Origin of the sequence: Alsobacter soli (assembly GCF_003004785.1) — a bacterium.
Taxonomy (GTDB): domain Bacteria; phylum Pseudomonadota; class Alphaproteobacteria; order Rhizobiales; family Beijerinckiaceae; genus Alsobacter; species Alsobacter soli.
In genome coordinates this window covers 1-19,131 of record NZ_PVZS01000005.1, presented here as the reverse complement: position 1 = coordinate 19,131, position 19,131 = coordinate 1, and the positions used below count along the sequence as shown (strand labels likewise).

The window sequence follows — 19,131 nt, the reverse complement described above, 5'->3', positions numbered from 1 at the left end:
AAAGCCCAAAGCGAACACCCGGACCCCGCATGGCCCGCCTCGTCATGAAGTTCGGCGGAACCTCCGTCGCCAACATCGAGCGCATCAAGAACGTTGCGCAGCACGTGAAACGCGAGGTCGACGCCGGCCATCAGGTCGCGGTGGTCGTGTCCGCCATGTCCGGCAAGACCAATGAGCTGGTCGGCTGGTGCAAGGACGCGTCCAGGCTCTACGACAATCGCGAATACGACACGGTCGTGGCCTCCGGCGAGCAGGTGACCTCGGGCCTCCTGGCGATCGCCCTGCAGGACATCGGCTACAAGGCCCGCTCCTGGCAGGGCTGGCAGATCCCCATCCTCACCTCGGACGCCCACGGCTCGGCGCGCATCGCCGGCATCGACGGCAAGAACCTCGACGAGGGTTTCGCCCACGGCGAGGTGGCGGTGATCTCGGGCTTCCAGGGCGTCCATGAGGCGACCGGCCGCATCACCACGCTCGGCCGCGGCGGCTCGGACACCAGCGCGGTCGCGATCGCGGCGGCCATCAAGGCCGAGCGCTGCGACATCTACACGGACGTGGACGGCGTCTACACCACCGACCCCCGCATCGTTCCCAAGGCGAGGCGCCTCGACAAGGTGGCCTTCGAGGAGATGCTCGAAATGGCCTCGCTCGGGGCCAAGGTTCTCCAGGTGCGCTCGGTCGAGCTCGCCATGGTTCACAACGTGCGCACCTACGTGCGCTCATCCTTTGACGACCCTGCCAACCCGCAGGCGGGCACCCTCATCTGCGACGAGGAGGAGATCGTGGAACAGCAGATCGTGACCGGCATCGCCTATTCCAAGGACGAGGCCCAGATCACCCTCCGGCGCGTGGCCGACAAGCCCGGCGTCGCCGCCGCGATCTTCGTCCCGCTGGCGGACGCCAACATCAACGTGGACATGATCATCCAGGTCGTGTCGGACGACACCACCACCACCGACATCACCTTTACGGTCCCGACCGCCGACTTCGAGCGCGCACGCGCCATCCTGGAAAGCTCGCGCGACAAGATCGCCTACCAGTCGTTGCAAGGCGCCACGGACGTGGTCAAAGTGTCGGCGATCGGCATCGGCATGCGCAGCCACGCCGGCGTCGCCGCCAAGGCGTTCAAGGCGCTGGCCGAAAAAGGCATCAACATACGGGCGATCACCACGTCGGAAATCAAGTTCTCGGTCCTCATTGATGCGGCTTACACGGAACTCGCCGTGCGCACGCTGCATTCGCTTTACGGGCTGGACCGGACCTAGGCCTGGCGGACCTGGCGGCCTGGACTTTGCATTGGGAGCCAGTGCTAGAGTAATGCAGTGAGGAACGGCGTGGCCGTTCCAAGCCCGATTCGCGGTTCCCTCGACCAGCGAACGGCCCAACGGTGAGGATGCAATGCGAGGCGCTCTCGGCGGTCCGCGCCTGTTGCTGCGACGCCTCCGCGAAGTGATGGCGGAGCCTGTCAGCGCGCAGGCTCGCCTCGACAAGATCGTCGTCCTCATCGCCAGCAACATGGTGGCTGAGGTCTGCTCGTTTTATGTGCTGCGGGCGGACGGCACCCTCGAACTCTACGCCACCGAGGGCCTGAAGCGCGAAGCCGTCCACCTCACCACCATGCGGGCCGGCGAGGGCCTTGTGGGCCTGATCGCCCAGAAGGCGCAGCCCCTCAACCTGCCCAACGCCCAGTCCCACCCGGCCTTCTCCTACAAGCCGGAGACGGGCGAGGAGATCTACCAGTCGTTCCTCGGCGTGCCCGTGCTGCGCGCCGGCAATACGCTGGGCGTCTTGGTGGTGCAGAACCGGGCGCATCGCCTCTACTCCGAGGAGGAGGTCGAGGCGCTCCAGACCACCGCGATGGTCCTGGCCGAGATCATCGCCTCCACCGAGTTCCAGTCGCTTGCCCGGCCGGGCGCCGACATCGCGCTGCGGCGACCCTTCAGCCTCATGGGCCAGCCGCTCTCCGACGGCGTGGGTCTCGGCCATGTGGTGCTCCACGAGCCGCGGGTCGTCGTCTCGAACCTCATCGCCGACGATCCGACGCGCGAGACGCGCCGCCTCGACGAGGCGGTCGCTGACCTGCGCTCCTCCATCGACAACCTGATCGACCGCGGCGACGTCGCCCATGGCGGCGAGCACCGGGAAGTCCTCGAGACGTTCCGCATGTTCGCCCACGATCAGGGCTGGATCCGCCGCTTGCGCGAGGCGGTGGCGTCTGGCCTCACCGCGGAGGCGGCGGTGGAGCGCGTGCAGTCCGACAACCGCGCCCGCATGATGCGGCAGACGGACCCCTATCTGCGCGAGCGCCTGCACGATCTGGACGAGCTCGCCAACCGCCTTCTCCACCGGCTCGTGGGCCGCGACATCGTCGGCGGCCAGACGGTCCTGCCGGAGAACGCCATCCTAGTGGCGCGCTCCATGGGCCCCGCCGCCCTGCTGGACTACGACCGCAAGCACCTGCGCGGCCTCGTGCTGGAAGAAGGCGGCCCCACCAGCCACATCGCCATCGTGGCGCGCGCGCTCGGCATTCCGGCGGTCGGCAATGTGGAGAACATCGCCGGCCTCGCCGAAACGGGCGACGCCCTCATCGTCGACGGCGGGGTCGGCCAGATCCACCTGCGGCCCCAGCCGGACGTGGAGGCCGCGTTCCGCGAGAAGGCCCGCCTGCGCGCCCGCAGGCAGGAGCAGTACCGCGCCCTGCGCGACCGCCCCGCCATCACCCGCGACGGGGTGCGCGTCGCCCTCAACCTCAACGCCGGCCTGGTCATCGACCTGCCGCACGTCGAGGAGACGGGCGCCGACGGCATCGGCCTGTTCCGCACCGAGCTGCAGTTCATGGTCGCCGAGCGCCTGCCTTCCACGGCCGAACAGCTGTCGCTCTACCGCACGGTGCTGGACGCCTTGCCCGGCAAGAGCGTGACCTTCCGCACGCTCGACATCGGCGGCGACAAGGTCCTCCCCTACATGCGCGCCATGGAGGAGGAGAACCCGGCCCTCGGCTGGCGCGCCATCCGCATCGGGCTCGACCGGCCGGGCCTGCTGCGCGCCCAGGTGCGCGCGCTCCTGAAGGCGGCCGGCGGGCGCGAGATGCGCATCATGTTCCCCATGGTGGCCACCGTGGACGAGTTCGCCCGCGCCAAGGCGATCGTGCAGCGCGAGCTGGGCCACCTGGAGCGGCATAATCACCAGCTGCCCTCCGAGGTGAAGCTCGGCGTCATGATCGAGGTGCCCTCGCTGCTGTTCCAGATCGACGAGATGGCGCGCGAGGCGGATTTCCTGTCAGTCGGCTCCAACGACCTGATGCAGTTCCTGTTCGCGGCCGACCGCGAGAACCCGCAGATGGCCGATCGCTTCGACCCGCTGCACCCGGCCTGCATGCGCGCCCTCAAGACGATCGCCGACGCCGGCGCGCGCGCGGGCATTCCGGTGACCCTGTGCGGCGAACTCGGCGGCCGGCCGCTGGAAGCCATGGCGCTGCTGTCCCTCGGCTACCGTTCCCTGTCCATGTCGCCCGCCTCCATCGGCCCCGTGAAGGCCATGCTGCTGTCGCTCGACCTGGAAAGCCTGATGGAGGCGGCCGAGGGCTGGCTGGCCGAGCGGACCGCGGGCGAGAGCCTGAGGCCCCATTACACGGCCTACGCGAAGAAGCACGGCGTGGCGTTGTAGCCGGGCCCCTCGGCCCTTATCTCCGCCCCGAGCTCCCCGCCATCTCCGAGCGCCCATGTCCCTTCCGCTGCAGAAACTCGACGCCATCGAGGCGCGCCACGCCATCATCACGGACCGGTTGGCGTCCGGCCCGGACGGCGACACCTTCGTGTCGCTGTCGCGCGAGCTGGCTGAGCTCGACCCGGTGGTCGAGGCCGTGCGCGCCTATCGGGGGGCGCAGCAGGAGCTCGCCGGGATCGACGCCATGCTGGCCGACCCGGCCACGGACCGCGAGATGCGGGAGCTCGCGGAGGCCGAACGGGACGAGGTGGCGGAGCGGCTGCAGGCTCTTGAGCGGCATGTCCAGCTGATGCTGCTGCCCAGGGACGCAGCCGACGAGCGCGGGGCAATCCTCGAAGTCCGCGCCGGAACTGGCGGCGACGAGGCCGCCCTGTTCGCCGGGGACCTTTTCCGGATGTACGGGCGTTACGCCGACCTTCACCGGTGGAAGGTCGAGATCCTCTCGGCCAGCGAGGGGACCATGGGCGGCTACAAGGAGATCGTGGCCGAGATCCACGGCCAGGGCGTCTTCGCCCGGCTGAAGTTCGAGAGCGGCGTCCACCGCGTGCAGCGCGTGCCGGATACGGAGGCGAGCGGGCGCATTCACACGTCGGCCGCGACCGTCGCCGTGCTGCCCATCGCCGAGGAGGTTGACGTCGCAATCGACGACAAGGACCTGCAGATCGACACCATGCGGGCCCAGGGCGCCGGCGGCCAGCACGTCAACAAGACCGAGAGCGCGATCCGCATCACCCACCTTCCGACCGGCATCGTCGTCATGATGCAGGAGGAGCGCTCCCAGCACCGCAACCGCGCCAAGGCCATGGAGCTGCTGCGCACCCGCATCTTCGATCTGGAGCGCCAGAAGCGCGAGAGCGAGCGCTCCGCCGACCGCAAGGCCCAGGTCGGTTCCGGCGACCGCTCCGAGCGCATCCGCACCTACAACTTCCCGCAGGGCCGGGTGACGGACCACCGCATCAACCTGACGCTCTACAAGCTGCCCCAGGTGATGGACGGGACGGCCCTCGACGAACTGGTGGACGCGCTCACCACCGAGCACCAGGCGGCCCTGCTGGCCGCCCAGGAAAGCGCCTCATGACTGGGAGCGCCGCATGACCGATCCCGCCATCACCCCCGCCATGACGCGCCTGGCCGCCCTGAAGCATCTCGGCGAGGCGTTCCGCGCCGCCGGCATCGAGACGGCCCAGCGCGACGCGCGGCTGCTCACCCTCGACGCCGCCGGCCTCAAGCACGCCGACCTCATCCGGGCGCCCCGCGAGGCTTTGGGCGAGGCCGCCGCAGGCAAGCTGCGCGAGCATGTGCGCCGCCGGCTCACCCGCGAGCCCGTGGCCCGCATTCTGGGCGAGTGGGAATTCTGGAGCCTCCCCTTCACGCTCGCGCCGGAAGTGCTTGTGCCAAGGCCCGACAGCGAGACCGTGGTGGCCGCAGCGTTGTTGGCGCTGAAGGAGCGCCGCCACGCCAGCGAGGGCCTGCGCATCCTGGACCTCGGCACGGGCTCCGGCTGCCTTCTGGTGGCCCTTCTCACGGAGCTGCCCGGCGCGACCGGGGTGGGCGTGGACCTCGCTCCGCAGGCGGTGGAGACGGCGCGCTTCAACGCGGCCCGCAACGGCGTCGGCGACCGCGCCGACTTCTTCGTCTCCAACTGGGGCGAGGCGATCCAGGGCCGCTTCGACCTCATCGTGTCGAACCCGCCCTACATCGCCGACGCGGTGATCGACGGCCTGGAGCCGGAAGTGCGCGCCCACGACCCGCGCCTGGCGCTGGCGGGCGGCCGCGACGGCCTCGAGGCCTACCGCGCGATCGCGCAGGCCATACCCGCGCTTCTGGCCGAGGGCGGCGTCGTGGCGCTCGAGATCGGCTCCGACCAGGCCGAATCCGTGCCGGCCATCTTCCTCAAGGCGGGCTTCGCGGTGGAAGGGCCCTTCGCTGACTTCGGCTCGCGGCCCCGCGCCATCGTGGTGCGCCGGGCCCCGTGAAGGGGCGGCGGGATTTGTTGACGTGCAATGATGTCACAGCCCTTGAATTTTCGCGAAAAGGCCCGATGTGAGGGTCTGAAATCGCTTGGCCCGGAGCGCCGAAGCGACTAGGGTGACGACCAATGACGTCGTCGGGCAGAGCCGCGCGTAGCGCAGGCTGGCGCCCCGTCGAGATCTCTCCCTTTGAGGATTGGCCGACAGGTTCAGCTGCGGGATAGATCTCCGGGTTTTCGGATGCGGTTCCTGAGAGCCGCGAAACGAATCGATGGCTTTTTCCGGAACCGGAAGCGTCCTCCCGCGCGCTCTTGAGCGGCGGGGAGTGAGGCGACCGAGGAGCGCGCAATGGGCGCGCAACAGCGGACGGAAGGCTTGAAGGCCTCAGCAGAACCCAGACCTCTGGCGAAGGGCGACGACCCGCACGGGCACGGTCTCGCAACGGCGGTCCGGCATGGACAAGTGACACATTTGAAGGGCGTTCGATGAGACCCAATCATCAGAACAATAACAAGCGCATGCGCGGGCGGAACCGGGGCGGCGGCAAGGGACCGAATCCCCTGTCGCGGAGCTACGAGTCGAACGGCCCGGACGTGAAGATCCGCGGTACGGCTCAGCACATCGCCGAGAAGTACCTGCAGCTCGGTCGCGACGCGAGCGCCTCCGGCGACCCCGTGCTGGCCGAGAGCTACTTTCAGCACGCCGAGCACTACCTGCGCCTGATCGCCGCCGCCCAGGAGCAGTTCCGCCAGCAGAACCCGCACTACCGCCCGTTCGAGATCGCCACGGACGGCGACGACGAGGGCGACGAGGACACGACGCCCTACGCCGGCGGTCCCCAGCCGGACGTGCGCTTCCCGCAGGCGGCGCTGGACGGCGAAGGCCAGGACTACGGGCAGCAGCAGCCGCGCCAGTTCCAGCCGCGCGAGCGCGGCGAAGGCCGTGACGGCCGGGACTTCCAGCCCCGCCGCGACCGCGAGGGCCGCGACTTCCAGCCGCGCGAGCGGCGGGAGTTCCAGCCGCGTGAGGCCGGCGATCAGGGCGATTTCCAGCCGCGCGAACGTCGCGAGCGGGATTTCCAGCCCCGGCGCGAGCGCGAGCCTCGCGAACACCGCGAGTTCCAGCCCCGCGAGGCGCAGCCGGAAGCCGCCGGCGGCGAGCAGCCGCGCGAGACGCGTGAATTCCAGCCCCGCGAGGGCCGCTTCCCGCGCCGCGGCCGCGACCGCCAGGAGCGTCAGGACCGCCAGGACCGCGCCGCCCCCGAGGGCGCCGAGCCCGCCGCCCTGCCGGCCTTCATCACCGCGCCTGTGAGGGCCGTCGCTCCGGCCGAGCCGGAGCCCGCGCCGGTCGAGGCCGCCGCGCCGACCGCGCCGGCCGAGGACAGCCTCGCGGTGCGCCCGCGTCGCCGTCGCACGACCAAGAAGGCCGAAGCCGCCCCGGCGGACGCGCCTGCCGGCGAGTAATCGCGAACCCGTCCGGGTGAAACCAGCAGCCCCGGCCCCGGCCGGGGCTGCTTGCGTTCGGAGCCGCCCCAAGTCTCACCCGATGGCTCGCCCCACGCCGCCGAAAGGTGACAGCGGCCCCCGGTTCGGCTAAGCACCCCCGCATGTTCAAGGGCCTCTATCGCTGGACGATGTCGCTGGCCGAGAGCAGGCGCGCCGAATGGGCGCTGGCTGCGATCGCGTTCGCCGAGAGCTCGTTCTTCCCCATTCCGCCGGACGTCATCCTGGCGCCCATGTCGGTGGCCAAGCCGTCCAAGGCCTGGCGCTACGCGGCCATCTGCAGCGTCGCCTCCGTGCTCGGCGGCGTGCTGGGCTACGCCATCGGGGCCCTGCTCTACGACACGGTCGGCATGTGGCTGATCAACCTCTATGGCTACGGCCCCAAGATGGACGCCGTGCGCGAGGCCTACGCGAAGTGGGGCGCGCTGCTGATCCTGGTGAAGGGCCTCACGCCGATCCCCTTCAAGCTCGTCACCATCGTGAGCGGGCTGCTGGCCTACAATTTCCCGCTCTTCGTGCTGCTCTCCCTGATCACCCGGGGCGCGCGCTTCTTCCTGCTCGCCGGCCTGCTGAACCGTTTCGGCGATCCCATCCGCGAGCTGCTGGACCGGCATTTCGCCGTGTTCATGGGGATCATCCTGTTCTTCATCGTCTTCGGCTTCTGGATCGCGGCGAGGCTGGTCTGATGAGCGTGAGCGACCTCGCAAGCCCGCCCAGCACGGCCGGCGCTGTCACGCCCGCCCAGACCGCCGCCGTGGTGGCCGTCGCGGCGGCCGCCACTGTCGGTGGAGCGCTCGTCCTCGAGCACTTCTTCGGCGTGAAGCCCTGCGAGCTCTGCCTCGTCGAGCGCATCCCCTATTACGTCGGGGCGCCCTTCGCGCTGCTCGCGGCCGTGATCGCTGCGCGCCGGCCCCGCAACCTGTTCACCACCGCCCTGCTGGCGTCCCTCGCCCTCCTGTTCCTGGTCGGGTTCGGCATGGGCGCCTATCACGCGGGCGTCGAGTGGAAGCTCTGGGCCGGCCCGCAAGGCTGCACAGGGCCCATCGCCAAGCCCGCCGCCATGGGCGATTTCCTCCAGCAGCTCCAGACCACCAAGGTGATCCGCTGCGACGAGGTCGCCATGCGGATCTTCGGCCTGTCCTTGGCCGCCTGGAACGCCGTCATCTCCCTCGGCCTGTCCGCCCTGGCCGCCTACGGCGCCTGGCGCACCCGCGCCCGCGCGGCGTAAGGCTTCGAACGCTTCACCGTCCTTGCGAGGAGCGCAGCGACGAAGCAATCCAGGGCCGCCGCGCGCCATTGCGCCGAGCCGGCGCCGGACTGCTTCGCCGCGCTCGCCATGACAGCTCAAAAAGTCCGTCATGGCCGGGCTTGTCCCGGCCATCCACGGGGTCGCGCAGGGCGTGGATCCCCGGGACAAGCCCGGGGATGACCGGCAGAGGACAACGGCTCGACTTCACGGGCGGCGTCACGCCATCTCCGCCAAGCAGCCCCTGCTCCGCCGCGCTCGCAACGGCGATCGAGCGCGCTGACGCCCTACATCCCCATTTTCTGCTTCAGCGCGTCGATCCGCTTGGACGCCTCGGCCTTGTCCAAGGTCGGGTCGAAAGCCTCCGGGTCGTGCGCTTCCTCGGACAAGGTCTTGAGGTAGGACGCCTGCGCCCCTGTCATGGGCTCCGTCCCGGAGACCCAGTCGTCCGGATCCTTGATCTGGTTGGAGTTGGGAGCGGCGTCGCTCGGCTTCTTCGGGTTCTCGCCCGAGAAAGGCTTCTGCTGCGGGTTTTCGCTGTGGGTCGCGGTGGGGGACGGCTTCTCGGCCATGGCGATCTCTCGTTCTGCTTTCGTTCGGTCTCCAACGCCTGCGCGAAAGGCCGGTTCCGGGGGCTTCCCACGGCCCTTCGCACGGGCCTAAGCTCGGGCGCGCCCCGCCAGGAGCCGCTACGTGACTGAAATACCCCGCCTGTCGGCCTCGGAACTACTCGCCCTCTATCGAGCCCGCACCTTGAGCCCCGTCGACGCGGTCGACGCCCTTGTCGCTCACATCCAGCGCCGCGAGCCGGAGCTTTGCGCGCTCTACGCCTTCGACCCAGAAGGCGCTCGCAGGGCGGCCGAGCAGTCAGCCGACCGCTGGCGCCGCGGAGACCCCATGGGCCCGCTGGACGGCGTGCCCGTGACCATCAAGGAGAACATCGCCACGCAGGGCGCGCCTGTCCCGCTCGGAACGGCCGCGACCGAACTCGCGCCCACCTTGCACGATGCCCCTCCCGCCGCCCGCCTCCGCGAGGCCGGAGCCATCCTGCTGGCCAAGACCACCATGCCCGACTACGGCATGCTCTCCTCCGGCCTTTCGAGCTTCCACAAGCCGGCCCGCAACCCCTGGGATCCGCGCCTCACCCCGGGCGGCTCCAGCGCTGGCGCCGGCGCCGCCGCGGCGGCCGGCTACGCGCCCCTCCATGTGGGCACGGACATCGGCGGCTCCGTGCGCCTGCCCGCCGGCTGGTGCGGACTTGTCGGCTTGAAGCCCAGCGCGGGGCGCGTCCCCATCGACCCGCCCTATCTGGGCCGCGTCGCAGGGCCCATGACACGCAGCGTGGAGGACGCAGCCCTCCTGATGTCCGTGCTTAGCCAGCCTGACGCGCGCGACGGCACGAGCCTGCCGCACCACCCGATCGCCTGGGACGACCTCTCGGTTGACCTGAGGGGCTTGCGCATCGGCCTGATGCTCGACAGCGGCGCTGGCATGCCCCTCGATCCGGAAATAAGGGACGCGGTGGAGCGCGCTGCGAGGCGCTTCGCCCAAGCCGGCGCAGATGTCGAGCCGGTCGGGCCCGTGCTCACACGCGCCATGCTCGACGGCCTCGATGATTTCTGGCGCGTACGCGCCTGGGACGACCTGTCCCGCCTTCCTCCCGGGCGGCGCGAGCGGGTGTTGCCCTATATTCGCGCCTGGGCGGAGGCAGGCGCCGACCGATCCGGCCTGGCGGTGATGCGCGGCTACAACCAGACCGTCGCCATGCGCCAGGGGGCGGCGGCGCTCTTCCGGGAGGTCGACTTCGTGCTGTCCCCGACAGCGCCCGCGCCCGCCTTCCCGGCCGACTGGGCCTCGCCGCTGAACGATCCCGAGCGGCCCTTCGAGCACATCGGCTACACGGTTGTCTGGAACATGGCGGGAAATCCCGCCGTCTCCGTCAACGCGGGCTTCACGAAAGGCGGCCTGCCGATCGGCCTGCAGATCGTCGGGCGCCGCTTCGACGACCGCGGCGTCCTCGCGGTGGCGCGTGCGTGGGAGGAGATGCGGGGCGAGCAGCCTGACTGGCCGATCTGAGCCCTACACGGGCAGCAGCCCGTCCGTCTTCACCTCCTCCATCACCGCATAGGTGCGGCTCTCCTTGACGCCCGGGAGCGACAGGAGGACGTCACCGAGGAAGTGCCGGTAGGCCGCCATGTCGGCCACCCGGGTCTTGACCAGATAATCGAAGCCGCCCGCCACCATGTGGCACTCGAGCACCTCCGGCGAGCGCCGGATGGCTTCGGCGAAGCGCTCGAACACGTCGGGCGTGGTCTTGTCGAGGCTGACCTCCACGAAGACCAGGAGGCCGCGCCCGAGCTTCTGGGGATCCAGGGTGGCCCGGAACCCCGTCACATAGCGTTCCCGGAACAGGCGCTTCACCCGCTCGCTCGTCGCGGTCGGGGACAGGCCGATCTTGTCGGACAGGTCCACCGTCGTGATGCGGCCGTCCTCCTGCAGCAGCTTCAGGATCTTGCGATCGATCTTGTCGAGTCCATCCATGCGTGGAATTCTCTATCTGACGGCCTTGTGCTGGTGCTTCTTACTGCCAACGTCCCCGCTTTGTCATTCAACCCCTACGGATCGTCCCCTATGATGTGAATCTCTCGACCCTCGAAGCGGATGAGCCTCCATGCCCGCCCTCCCTCCTTTCCGCGCGCCCTACGCCCCTGACGATGTGCTGATCGCGCGCGGCCTGCTGGCCGGCGCCGCGCTGTCGCCCGAGCGGGAGGACCGCATCGACGCCACCGCGCGCAAGCTGATCGAGGCGATCCGTTCCAAGGGCGGCGGACTCGGCGGGGTCGAGGAACTGCTGCGGGAGTATTCCCTGTCGAGCCGCGAGGGCCTCGCCCTGATGGTGCTGGCCGAGGCGCTGCTGCGGGTGCCGGATTCCCGCACCGCCGACAAGCTCATCGAGGACAAGCTCGGGCAGGGCGACTTCGCCCACCATGAGACGCGCTCCAACGCCCTGCTGGTGTCCGCCTCCTCCTGGGCCCTCGGGATCACGGCGCGCATCATCCAGCCGGGCGAGACGCCCGAAAGCATCCTGGGCTCGCTCACCAAGCGCATCGGCCTGCCCGCCGTGCGCACCGCTACCCGCCAGGCCATGCGCGTGCTGGGCAATCACTTCGTGCTGGGCCAGTCCATCAACGAGGCCCTGGAGCGCGCCCGCTCCGGGACGGGACGGCTGTTCCGCTACTCGTTCGACATGCTCGGCGAGGGCGCCCGGACCCAGGACGACGCCAGCCGCTACGCGGCGTCCTATGCCGACGCCATCGAGGCGATCGGCCGCGCGGCCGGCAACGAGCCCCTGCCCAACCGCCCGGGCATCTCGGTGAAGCTTTCCGCCCTGCATCCCCGATACGAGGCGCTCTCCCGCGACCGCGTCATGGCGGAGCTGGTCCCGGTGGTGATCGGCCTCGCCCGGAAGGCCAAGGCTTATGACCTGAACTTCACCGTGGACGCCGAGGAGGCCGACCGGCTCGAGCTGTCGCTGGACGTGATCGAGGCGGTTCTCGCCGACGAAAGCCTCGCCGGCTGGGACGGCTTCGGCCTCGCCATCCAGGCCTACCAGAAGCGCGCCCCCGAGGTGATCGACTGGATCGCGGCGCTCGCCGACAAGCTCGGCCGCCGCCTCATGGTGCGCCTGGTGAAGGGCGCCTACTGGGACACGGAAGTGAAGCGCGCCCAGGAGCGTGGGCTGCCCGACTACCCGGTCTTCACCCGCAAGGCCATGACCGACCTGAACTACGTGGCCTGCGCCGAGCGGCTGCTCGCGGCCCGCCCTGTCATCTACCCGCAGTTCGCCACCCACAACGCGCTGACCGTCGCCACCATCCTGGAGCGGGCCGGAAACACGGAAGGCTTCGAGTTCCAGCGCCTGCACGGCATGGGCGACGCGCTCTACCAGAAGCTGCTGGAAGGGGCGCCGGGCCTCGCCTGCCGCACCTATGCCCCGGTCGGCGGCCATCGCGACCTGCTGGCCTACCTGGTCCGCCGCCTGCTGGAGAACGGCGCCAACTCCTCATTCGTGTCCGTCGCCGCCGACCCGAACGTGCCCGTGGAAGAGCTCCTGAAGCGACCCGCCAGCGTCATCGGCCGCCCCGAGGCGGCCCGCAACCCGCGGCTGCCGCTCCCGGCCGACCTCTATGGCGCCGGTCGGCGCAACTCGGCCGGCGTTGAACTCGGCCACGAGGCGAGCCTGCACGGGCTCCTGGAGGAGATCCGCGCCGGGCGCGCCGCCGACCGCGTCGCGGCGCCGCTGGTCGACGGCGTCGCCCAGCCGGGCGTCGAGCGCCCCTTGCTCGCCCCCGCCGACGCGGCGACCATTGTCGGCCGCGTGCGCGAAGCGGACGAGGCCACGGCCGACCGCGCCGTCGAGGCGGCCCGGCGCGGCTTCCGCGCCTGGGAGCGCACCCCCGCCGCCGCCCGCGCGGCGGCGTTGGAGAAGGCCTCGGACCTGCTGGAAGCCCGCCGCGGCCGCCTCCTCGGCCTCCTCCAGGCGGAGGCCGGCAAGACCCTGGACGACGCTCTCGCCGAGCTGCGCGAGGCCGTCGACTTCCTGCGCTACTACGCCGCCCAGGCCCGGAGCCTCTTCGGAGAGGGCGAGCCCATGCCTGGCCCGACCGGCGAAGACAACCGCCTCGTCCACCGCGGCCGCGGCGTGTTCCTGTGCATCAGCCCCTGGAATTTCCCGCTGGCGATCTTCCTCGGCCAGGTCTCCGCCGCCCTCGCGGCCGGAAACGCCGTGGTGGCGAAGCCTGCCGAGCAGACCCCGCTCGTCGCCGTCGAGGCCGTGCGCGCCCTCCACGAGGCCGGCGTCCCTGCTTCCGCCCTGCAGTTCGTCACCGGCGACGGTCGCGTGGGCGCGCGGCTGGTCGCGCACCGCCACATCGCGGGCGTGGCCTTCACGGGCTCCACGGAGACGGCCCGGCGCATCAACCAGACCCTGGCCGCCAAGGACGGCCCCATCGTGCCGCTGATCGCCGAGACCGGTGGCATCAACGCCATGATCGTGGACGCCACCGCGCTGCCCGAGCAGGTGTCCGACGACGTCGTGACCTCCGCCTTCCGCTCCGCCGGCCAGCGCTGCTCGGCCCTGCGCCTGCTCTGTGTCCAGGAGGACGTGGCGGACAAGATGATCGGGATGATCGTCGGCGCCGCCCGCGAACTGAAGCTGGGCGACCCGCAGGACCTCAGCGTCCAGGTCGGCCCCGTCATCGACGCCGAGGCCAAGCAGCGGCTGGACGCGCATATCGCCCGCCTGAAGGGCTCCGCCCGCGTCCACCTGGCCGAAGAAGCGCCCGCGCAGGGCTACTTCGTCGGCCCGCACGTGTTCGAGCTGAAGAGGCAGGCCGACCTCACCGAGGAAATCTTTGGCCCGGTGCTGCACGTGGTGCGCTGGAAGGCCGGCGAACTGCCGGCCCTGCTCGACGGCATCGAGGCCACGGGCTACGGCCTCACGCTGGGCGTCCATTCGCGCATCGACGCCACCATCGCGCAGGTGATCTCGCGGCTCGACGTGGGCAACTGCTACGTGAACCGCAACATGATCGGCGCCGTGGTCGGCACCCAGCCCTTCGGCGGCTCCGGCCTCTCCGGCACGGGCCCCAAGGCAGGCGGCCCGAACTACCTGAAGCGCTTCGCCGTGGAGCAGACCGTCACGGTCAACACCGCCGCCGCCGGCGGCAACGCCTCCCTGATCGCCATGGGCGAGTAGGCGCCGGCCGGGCTGCTCAGGCTGCGCCCAAACAAAAATCCCCGCCGAAGCGGGGATTTTTCGTTCGTACAGACACGCCGGTCAGAACTGGCGCGTCACCATCATCTTCTTGATCTCCGCGATGGCCTTGGCCGGGTTCAGCCCCTTCGGGCAGACCTTCGCGCAGTTCATGATGGTATGGCAGCGATAAAGCCGGAACGGATCCTCGAGGTTGTCGAGGCGCTCGCCCGTCGCCTCGTCGCGCGAGTCGATGAGCCAGCGATAGGCCTGCAGCAGCGCGGCCGGGCCCAGGTAGCGATCGCCGTTCCACCAGTAGCTCGGGCACGAGGTCGAGCAGCAGGCGCACAGGATGCACTCGTAGAGGCCGTCCAGCTTGTGCCGGTCGTCCGGCGACTGGCGCCACTCCTTCTCGGGCTCCGGGCTCGTCGTCTGCAGCCAGGGCTGGATGGAGGCGTGCTGGGCGTAGAAGCCCGACAGGTCCGGCACCAGGTCCTTCACCACCGGCATGTGCGGCAGCGGGTAGATGCGCACCACGCCCTTGATGTCGTCCGTCGCCTTGGTGCAGGCCAGCGTGTTCGTGCCGTCGATGTTCATCGCGCACGAGCCGCAGATGCCCTCGCGGCAGGAGCGGCGGAAGGTCAGCGTCGGATCGACCTTGTTCTTGATCCACAGGATGGCGTCGAGAACCATCGGCCCGCAGTCGTCGCGGTCGACCCAGTAGGTGTCGATGCGCGGATTGCTCTCGCCGTCCGGGTCGTAGCGATAGATGCGGAACTCGGTGAGCCGGTTGGCTCCGGCCGGCTTCGGCCAGGCCTTGCCGTCGACCGGCCGGGAGTTCTTGGGAAGGGCGAGCTGTACCATGTGACGCGCTGCCTCCTTAGTACACGCGAGCCTTGGGCTCGATGTACTGGACGTCGTTTGTCATCGTGTAGGTGTGCACGGGCCGGTAATCGAGCGTGACCGTGTGGTTCATCTCGTCAACCCAGGCCAGGGTGTGCTTCATCCAGTTCTTGTCATCGCGATCCGGGAAGTCCTCACGGGCCTGGGCGCCGCGCGATTCCTGGCGGTTCAGCGCGCCTTCCATGGTGACGACGGCCTGGGTGATGAGGTTCTCGAACTCGAGCGTCTCGATCAGGTCCGAGTTCCAGATCAGCGAGCGGTCGGTCACTCGGATGTCCGCGGCCCCGCGCCAGACCTCGCCGATGAGCTTCTTGCCCTCGGCCAGGACCTCGCCGGTGCGGTACACCGCGCAGTTGTTCTGCATGGTGCGCTGCATCCGGTCGCGAAGCTCCGCCGTCGAGGTGGAGCCGTTGGCGTAGCGGGCCTTGTCCAGCCGCGACAGGGAGAAGTCGGCCGAGTTCTTAGGCAGCTCGGCGTGCTTCTCGCCGGGCGTCACCAGTTCGGCGGCCCGCAGGCCGGCCGCGCGGCCGAACACCACGAGGTCGATCAGCGAGTTCGAGCCCAGGCGGTTCGCGCCGTGGACGGACACGCAGGCCGCCTCGCCCAGCGCCATCAGGCCGGGGACGACGTGGTCCGGATTGCCGTCCTTCAGGGTCAGCACCTCGCCGTGGTAGTTCGTCGGAATGCCGCCCATGTTGTAGTGCACGGTCGGCAGCACCGGAATCGGCTCCCGGGTCACGTCCACGCCGGCGAAGATCTTCGCGCTCTCCGAGATGCCGGGCAGGCGCTCGTGGAGGATCTTCGGATCCAGGTGGTCGAGGTGCAGGTAGATGTGATCCTTGCTCTTGCCGACGCCGCGGCCGGCCCGGATCTCCATCGTCATGGCGCGGCTCACCACGTCGCGGGACGCGAGGTCCTTCGCGGACGGCGCATAGCGCTCCATGAAGCGCTCGCCCTCGGAGTTGGTGAGGTAGCCGCCCTCGCCGCGCGCGCCCTCGGTGATGAGGCAGCCCGCGCCGTAGATGCCGGTCGGGTGGAACTGCACGAACTCCATGTCCTGCAGCGGCAGGCCGGCGCGCAGCGCCATGGCGTTGCCGTCGCCCGTGCAGGTGTGGGCCGAGGTGGCCGAGAAGTAGGCGCGGCCGTAGCCGCCCGTCGCCAGGATGACGAGGTGCGAGCGGAAGCGGTGGATGGTGCCGTCGTCCATCTTGATCGCCACGACGCCGACGCAGCGGCCCTCGTCGTTCATGATCAGGTCGATGGCGAAGTACTCGATGAAGAACTCGGTCGAGTTGCGCAGCGCCTGGCCATACAGCGTGTGCAGGATGGCGTGGCCCGTGCGGTCGGCCGCCGCGCAGGTGCGCTGGGCGGTGCCCTTGCCGTATTCGGTGGTCATGCCGCCGAACGGCCGCTGGTAGATCTTGCCCTCTTCCGTGCGGGAGAACGGCACGCCCCAGTGCTCGAGTTCGTAAACGGCCGCCGGCGCGTTCCGGCACAGGTACTCGATGGCGTCCTGGTCGCCCAGCCAGTCCGACCCCTTCACGGTGTCGTACATGTGCCAGCGCCAGTCGTCCGGGCCCATGTTGCCGAGCGAAGCCGAGATGCCGCCCTGGGCCGCCACCGTGTGCGAGCGGGTCGGGAACACCTTTGTGATGCAGGCCGTGCGCAGCCCCGCCTGGGAGCAGCCCACCGTGGCGCGCAGGCCCGCGCCGCCAGCGCCGACAACAACGACGTCGAAGGTGTGGTCCGTGATCGGGTAGGCCTTGCCGTTCAGCGAGGGAGCGGCGGCGCCGTTCTGGGGTCCGGCCATGTTAGCCTCCGAAGCTCAGCTTGAGGATCGCATACGCGCAGGCGAGCCCGCACGCGATCGAGAAGAAGGTGTTGAGCAGCAGCAGCGCGATTTTCGGCACGTCCTCGTGGACGTAGTCCTCGATGATCACCTGCATGCCGATGCGCATGTGGGAGATGCCCGCGCCCACGAAGAGCAGCATGCTGAGCGCCACGAACGGGTTGCCAAGCAGCCGTCGCGCCGCGTCGTAGTCCTTGCCGGTGGCCAGGATCACCACCACCACGAACACGAGCGTCAGCGGGATCAGCGCCACGGCGGTGACGCGCTGGCGCCAGAAGTGCTCCGTGCCCGCGCCGGCGCTGCCGAGGCCATGGACGCGCTTGTACGCCGTCTGGATGGAGAATTTTCCGAAGGCCGACATGCGGATCTCCTCAGCGCACGGCGTAGGCCACGATCCAGATCAGGATCGTCAGCACCACGGAGCCGATGATGTTCAGGCGGGCCATGTTCTCGCGGGCTTCCGGCCCGAAGCCGAGGCCCACGTCCCAGACGAGGTGGCGTACGCCGCCGATCAGGTGGTGGATCAGCGCCCAGGTGTAGCCGAGCAGGATGAGGCGGCCGATGATGCTGCCCATGAACCACTGGACATGCTCGTAGCCCGAGCGGCCGGTGGCCGCCGCCAGCAGCCAGACCACCAGCAGGAGCGTGCCGACATACAGCGCGCCGCCTGTGATGCGGTGCGTGATCGACATCATCATCGTGAGGTAGGGCCGGAAGATCTGGATATGGGGGGACAGCGGACGCTGGGTCCGGACCTGGGAGTCGGCCATGGCCTTCTCTTTCGTGGCGAAAACGGGGCGTGGTTTCAGTAACGCGTGTCCCCCCCTTTCGCAATGCAGTACGATACGCGACGTTTGGCGGACGTGGGGCGATTCGAACGCATGGCGAGGGCCCGTTCTTCGAGGGCTGGAGAGGCTTTGACTCGGCCGGGACACGCCGTCAACGCGGCCGGGCGCCGCGCCCGCGCGCCGCGCAAGTCGGCCCTGGAGCGCCGCGAGGAGATCCTGCTCGCCGCCATTGACTTCTTCGCCGAGCACGGCTTTTCGGGCTCCACCCACGTGCTCGCCGCCGCCATCGGCGTGCGCCAGGCGCTGCTCTACCGCTATTATGAATCCAAGGACGCGCTGGTCGAGGCGGTGTTCGGCCGCGTCGCGGGAAACCGCTGGACCCACGACCTGCCAGCGATCCTGGGGGACCGCTCCCGTCCGCTGGCGGACCGCCTCGCCGACGTCTACCGCGCCTACGCCAGCCAGGACGACGGGCCCGCCATCCGCCTGCTGATGCGCGCAGCCCTCGACGGCCTGCCCTTGCCCAGCCGCCGTGGCGGGGCGCTCACCGACCAGATCTTCGCGCCCCTGCTGGACCAACTGCGCCACGAGGCCGGCCTGCCGACCACGGACGCGCGCCCCATGAGCCCGCCGGAGCGCGACATGCTCATGCTCCTGCACGGCGCGGTGGTCTTCCAGGGGGTGCGCGAGCACATCTACCGCGCCCCGGTCCCCGACCGCGACGCGGTGATCGGGCTTTACGTCGAGACCTTCCTGGCCGGCGCCCGGCACATGATGCGCGCGCTGCATCCCCGCCCATCCGCCCGCGGTGCGGAGCCGCCCGCGCCCGAGCGGGACCGCCCTGCCCGCCAACCCGGCAGCGCCCTGGAGCGCCTCGCCGCCCGCCGCGCCGCCCGGGCGTCGTGACGGTTGGGGTCAGGGAATCAATTCGGAACAGGGTGGCGCAACTGGGGCTTGGAGTGATCGCTGAATCACTCTCCCGCGCCTTGCGCGGGGGCGAAATCGTGAGTCGCCAGAATCGCTTGTGACATGTGGCCAGTCAGGCAGGCAAAGCGGATTCGCCCCCGGAACGGTCACTGAATCAATTCCGATTCGATCTGCAGATGATCGGGCTTGGAGTGATCGGGGAATCACAGCGTCGTGGTCCCGGAATCATTTCGCACGCGCACACCCCTCTCCCGCGCGAGTGGAGAAGGGAGGCGGCGCCTTGCCCATCTCACCGCCCGGAACGACGTCCAGAAGCCCGCAACGGTCGTGCGCCCCACGCCTCTCCCACGCGAGTGGGAGAGGGGGGCCGTGGCCCCTGGATCCCCTTCCCGCGCCTCCGGCGCGCCGGGGATGACGGCGGAGGCGCTCCATCATGCTTGACAATATTCCTATTTTGTGCACCAT

16 protein-coding genes are annotated in these 19,131 nt (G+C 69.8%); 10 read left to right on the top strand and 6 right to left on the bottom strand.

Annotated elements, in window-relative coordinates; translation table 11 throughout:
• The first annotated feature begins 29 nt into the window (after positions 1–29).
• From SLNSH_RS05590 to SLNSH_RS05560, 7 genes are all read left to right on the top strand, one after another.
• On the top strand, positions 30–1,265 hold the full coding sequence (locus SLNSH_RS05590) for an aspartate kinase (protein WP_106335696.1): 1,236 nt from the start codon (positions 30–32) through the stop codon (positions 1,263–1,265).
• Between the two features lie 133 nt (positions 1,266–1,398).
• Positions 1,399–3,666 (top strand): phosphoenolpyruvate--protein phosphotransferase, encoded by a 2,268-nt coding sequence (gene ptsP / locus SLNSH_RS05585; RefSeq protein WP_106335695.1) that lies wholly within the window; start codon positions 1,399–1,401, stop codon positions 3,664–3,666.
• A gap of 55 nt (positions 3,667–3,721) precedes the next feature.
• Positions 3,722–4,804, top strand: coding sequence for a peptide chain release factor 1 (prfA, locus tag SLNSH_RS05580; protein WP_106335694.1), 1,083 nt, complete (start codon positions 3,722–3,724; stop codon positions 4,802–4,804).
• A 13-nt stretch (positions 4,805–4,817) separates the two neighbouring features.
• Positions 4,818–5,702: a peptide chain release factor N(5)-glutamine methyltransferase gene (prmC, locus tag SLNSH_RS05575; protein WP_196240214.1), complete on the top strand. Its 885-nt coding sequence runs from the start codon at positions 4,818–4,820 to the stop codon at positions 5,700–5,702.
• A gap of 479 nt (positions 5,703–6,181) precedes the next feature.
• Positions 6,182–7,159, top strand: coding sequence for a DUF4167 domain-containing protein (locus SLNSH_RS05570; RefSeq protein WP_106335693.1), 978 nt, complete (start codon positions 6,182–6,184; stop codon positions 7,157–7,159).
• A gap of 143 nt (positions 7,160–7,302) precedes the next feature.
• Positions 7,303–7,884 carry a YqaA family protein gene (locus SLNSH_RS05565; RefSeq protein WP_106335692.1) on the top strand — a complete coding sequence of 194 codons (582 nt, stop codon included), beginning with the start codon at positions 7,303–7,305 and terminating at the stop codon, positions 7,882–7,884.
• Entirely contained in the window at positions 7,884–8,426 is a 543-nt protein-coding gene (locus tag SLNSH_RS05560; protein ID WP_106335691.1) for a disulfide bond formation protein B, read from the top strand. Before SLNSH_RS05565 ends, SLNSH_RS05560 begins: the two co-directional genes overlap by 1 nt.
• A 305-nt stretch (positions 8,427–8,731) precedes the next feature.
• Here SLNSH_RS05560 and SLNSH_RS05555 read toward each other — a convergent pair whose 3' ends face one another.
• Positions 8,732–9,016: a DUF3072 domain-containing protein gene (locus SLNSH_RS05555; RefSeq protein WP_106335690.1), complete on the bottom strand. Its 285-nt coding sequence runs from the start codon at positions 9,014–9,016 to the stop codon at positions 8,732–8,734.
• A gap of 121 nt (positions 9,017–9,137) precedes the next feature.
• On the opposite strand from SLNSH_RS05555, the gene SLNSH_RS05550 reads away from it, so the two are divergent.
• Positions 9,138–10,520 (top strand): amidase, encoded by a 1,383-nt coding sequence (locus tag SLNSH_RS05550; protein ID WP_106335689.1) that lies wholly within the window; start codon positions 9,138–9,140, stop codon positions 10,518–10,520.
• 3 nt (positions 10,521–10,523) lie between these two features.
• Here the strand turns inward: SLNSH_RS05550 and SLNSH_RS05545 are convergent, their stop codons facing one another.
• Positions 10,524–10,985, bottom strand: a complete 462-nt coding sequence (locus SLNSH_RS05545) for an Lrp/AsnC ligand binding domain-containing protein (RefSeq protein ID WP_106335688.1) — start codon at positions 10,983–10,985, stop codon at positions 10,524–10,526.
• Between the two features lie 130 nt (positions 10,986–11,115).
• On the opposite strand from SLNSH_RS05545, the gene putA reads away from it, so the two are divergent.
• The gene (gene putA / locus SLNSH_RS05540) at positions 11,116–14,202 is read left to right on the top strand and encodes a bifunctional proline dehydrogenase/L-glutamate gamma-semialdehyde dehydrogenase PutA (protein ID WP_106335687.1); all 3,087 of its coding nucleotides are present in this window, start codon (positions 11,116–11,118) and stop codon (positions 14,200–14,202) included.
• Positions 14,203–14,283: 81 nt separating this feature from the next.
• Here the strand turns inward: putA and SLNSH_RS05535 are convergent, their stop codons facing one another.
• The 4 genes from SLNSH_RS05535 to sdhC are packed head-to-tail and all read right to left on the bottom strand — an operon-like array spanning position 14,284 to position 17,721.
• A complete protein-coding gene (locus SLNSH_RS05535; RefSeq protein WP_106335686.1) occupies positions 14,284–15,063 on the bottom strand; it encodes a succinate dehydrogenase iron-sulfur subunit in 780 nt (259 codons plus the stop codon).
• A 16-nt stretch (positions 15,064–15,079) separates the two neighbouring features.
• Positions 15,080–16,912, bottom strand: a complete 1,833-nt coding sequence (sdhA, locus tag SLNSH_RS05530) for a succinate dehydrogenase flavoprotein subunit (RefSeq protein ID WP_106335685.1) — start codon at positions 16,910–16,912, stop codon at positions 15,080–15,082.
• 1 nt (position 16,913) lies between these two features.
• Positions 16,914–17,312, bottom strand: coding sequence for a succinate dehydrogenase, hydrophobic membrane anchor protein (sdhD, locus tag SLNSH_RS05525; RefSeq protein WP_106335684.1), 399 nt, complete (start codon positions 17,310–17,312; stop codon positions 16,914–16,916).
• A gap of 10 nt (positions 17,313–17,322) precedes the next feature.
• The gene (gene sdhC, locus SLNSH_RS05520) at positions 17,323–17,721 is read right to left on the bottom strand and encodes a succinate dehydrogenase, cytochrome b556 subunit (RefSeq protein ID WP_106335683.1); all 399 of its coding nucleotides are present in this window, start codon (positions 17,719–17,721) and stop codon (positions 17,323–17,325) included.
• Between the two features lie 147 nt (positions 17,722–17,868).
• Here sdhC and SLNSH_RS05515 point away from each other — a divergent pair, with 147 nt between their 5' ends.
• On the top strand, positions 17,869–18,645 hold the full coding sequence (locus SLNSH_RS05515; protein ID WP_158266687.1) for a TetR/AcrR family transcriptional regulator: 777 nt from the start codon (positions 17,869–17,871) through the stop codon (positions 18,643–18,645).
• The last annotated feature ends 486 nt before the right edge of the window (positions 18,646–19,131 follow it).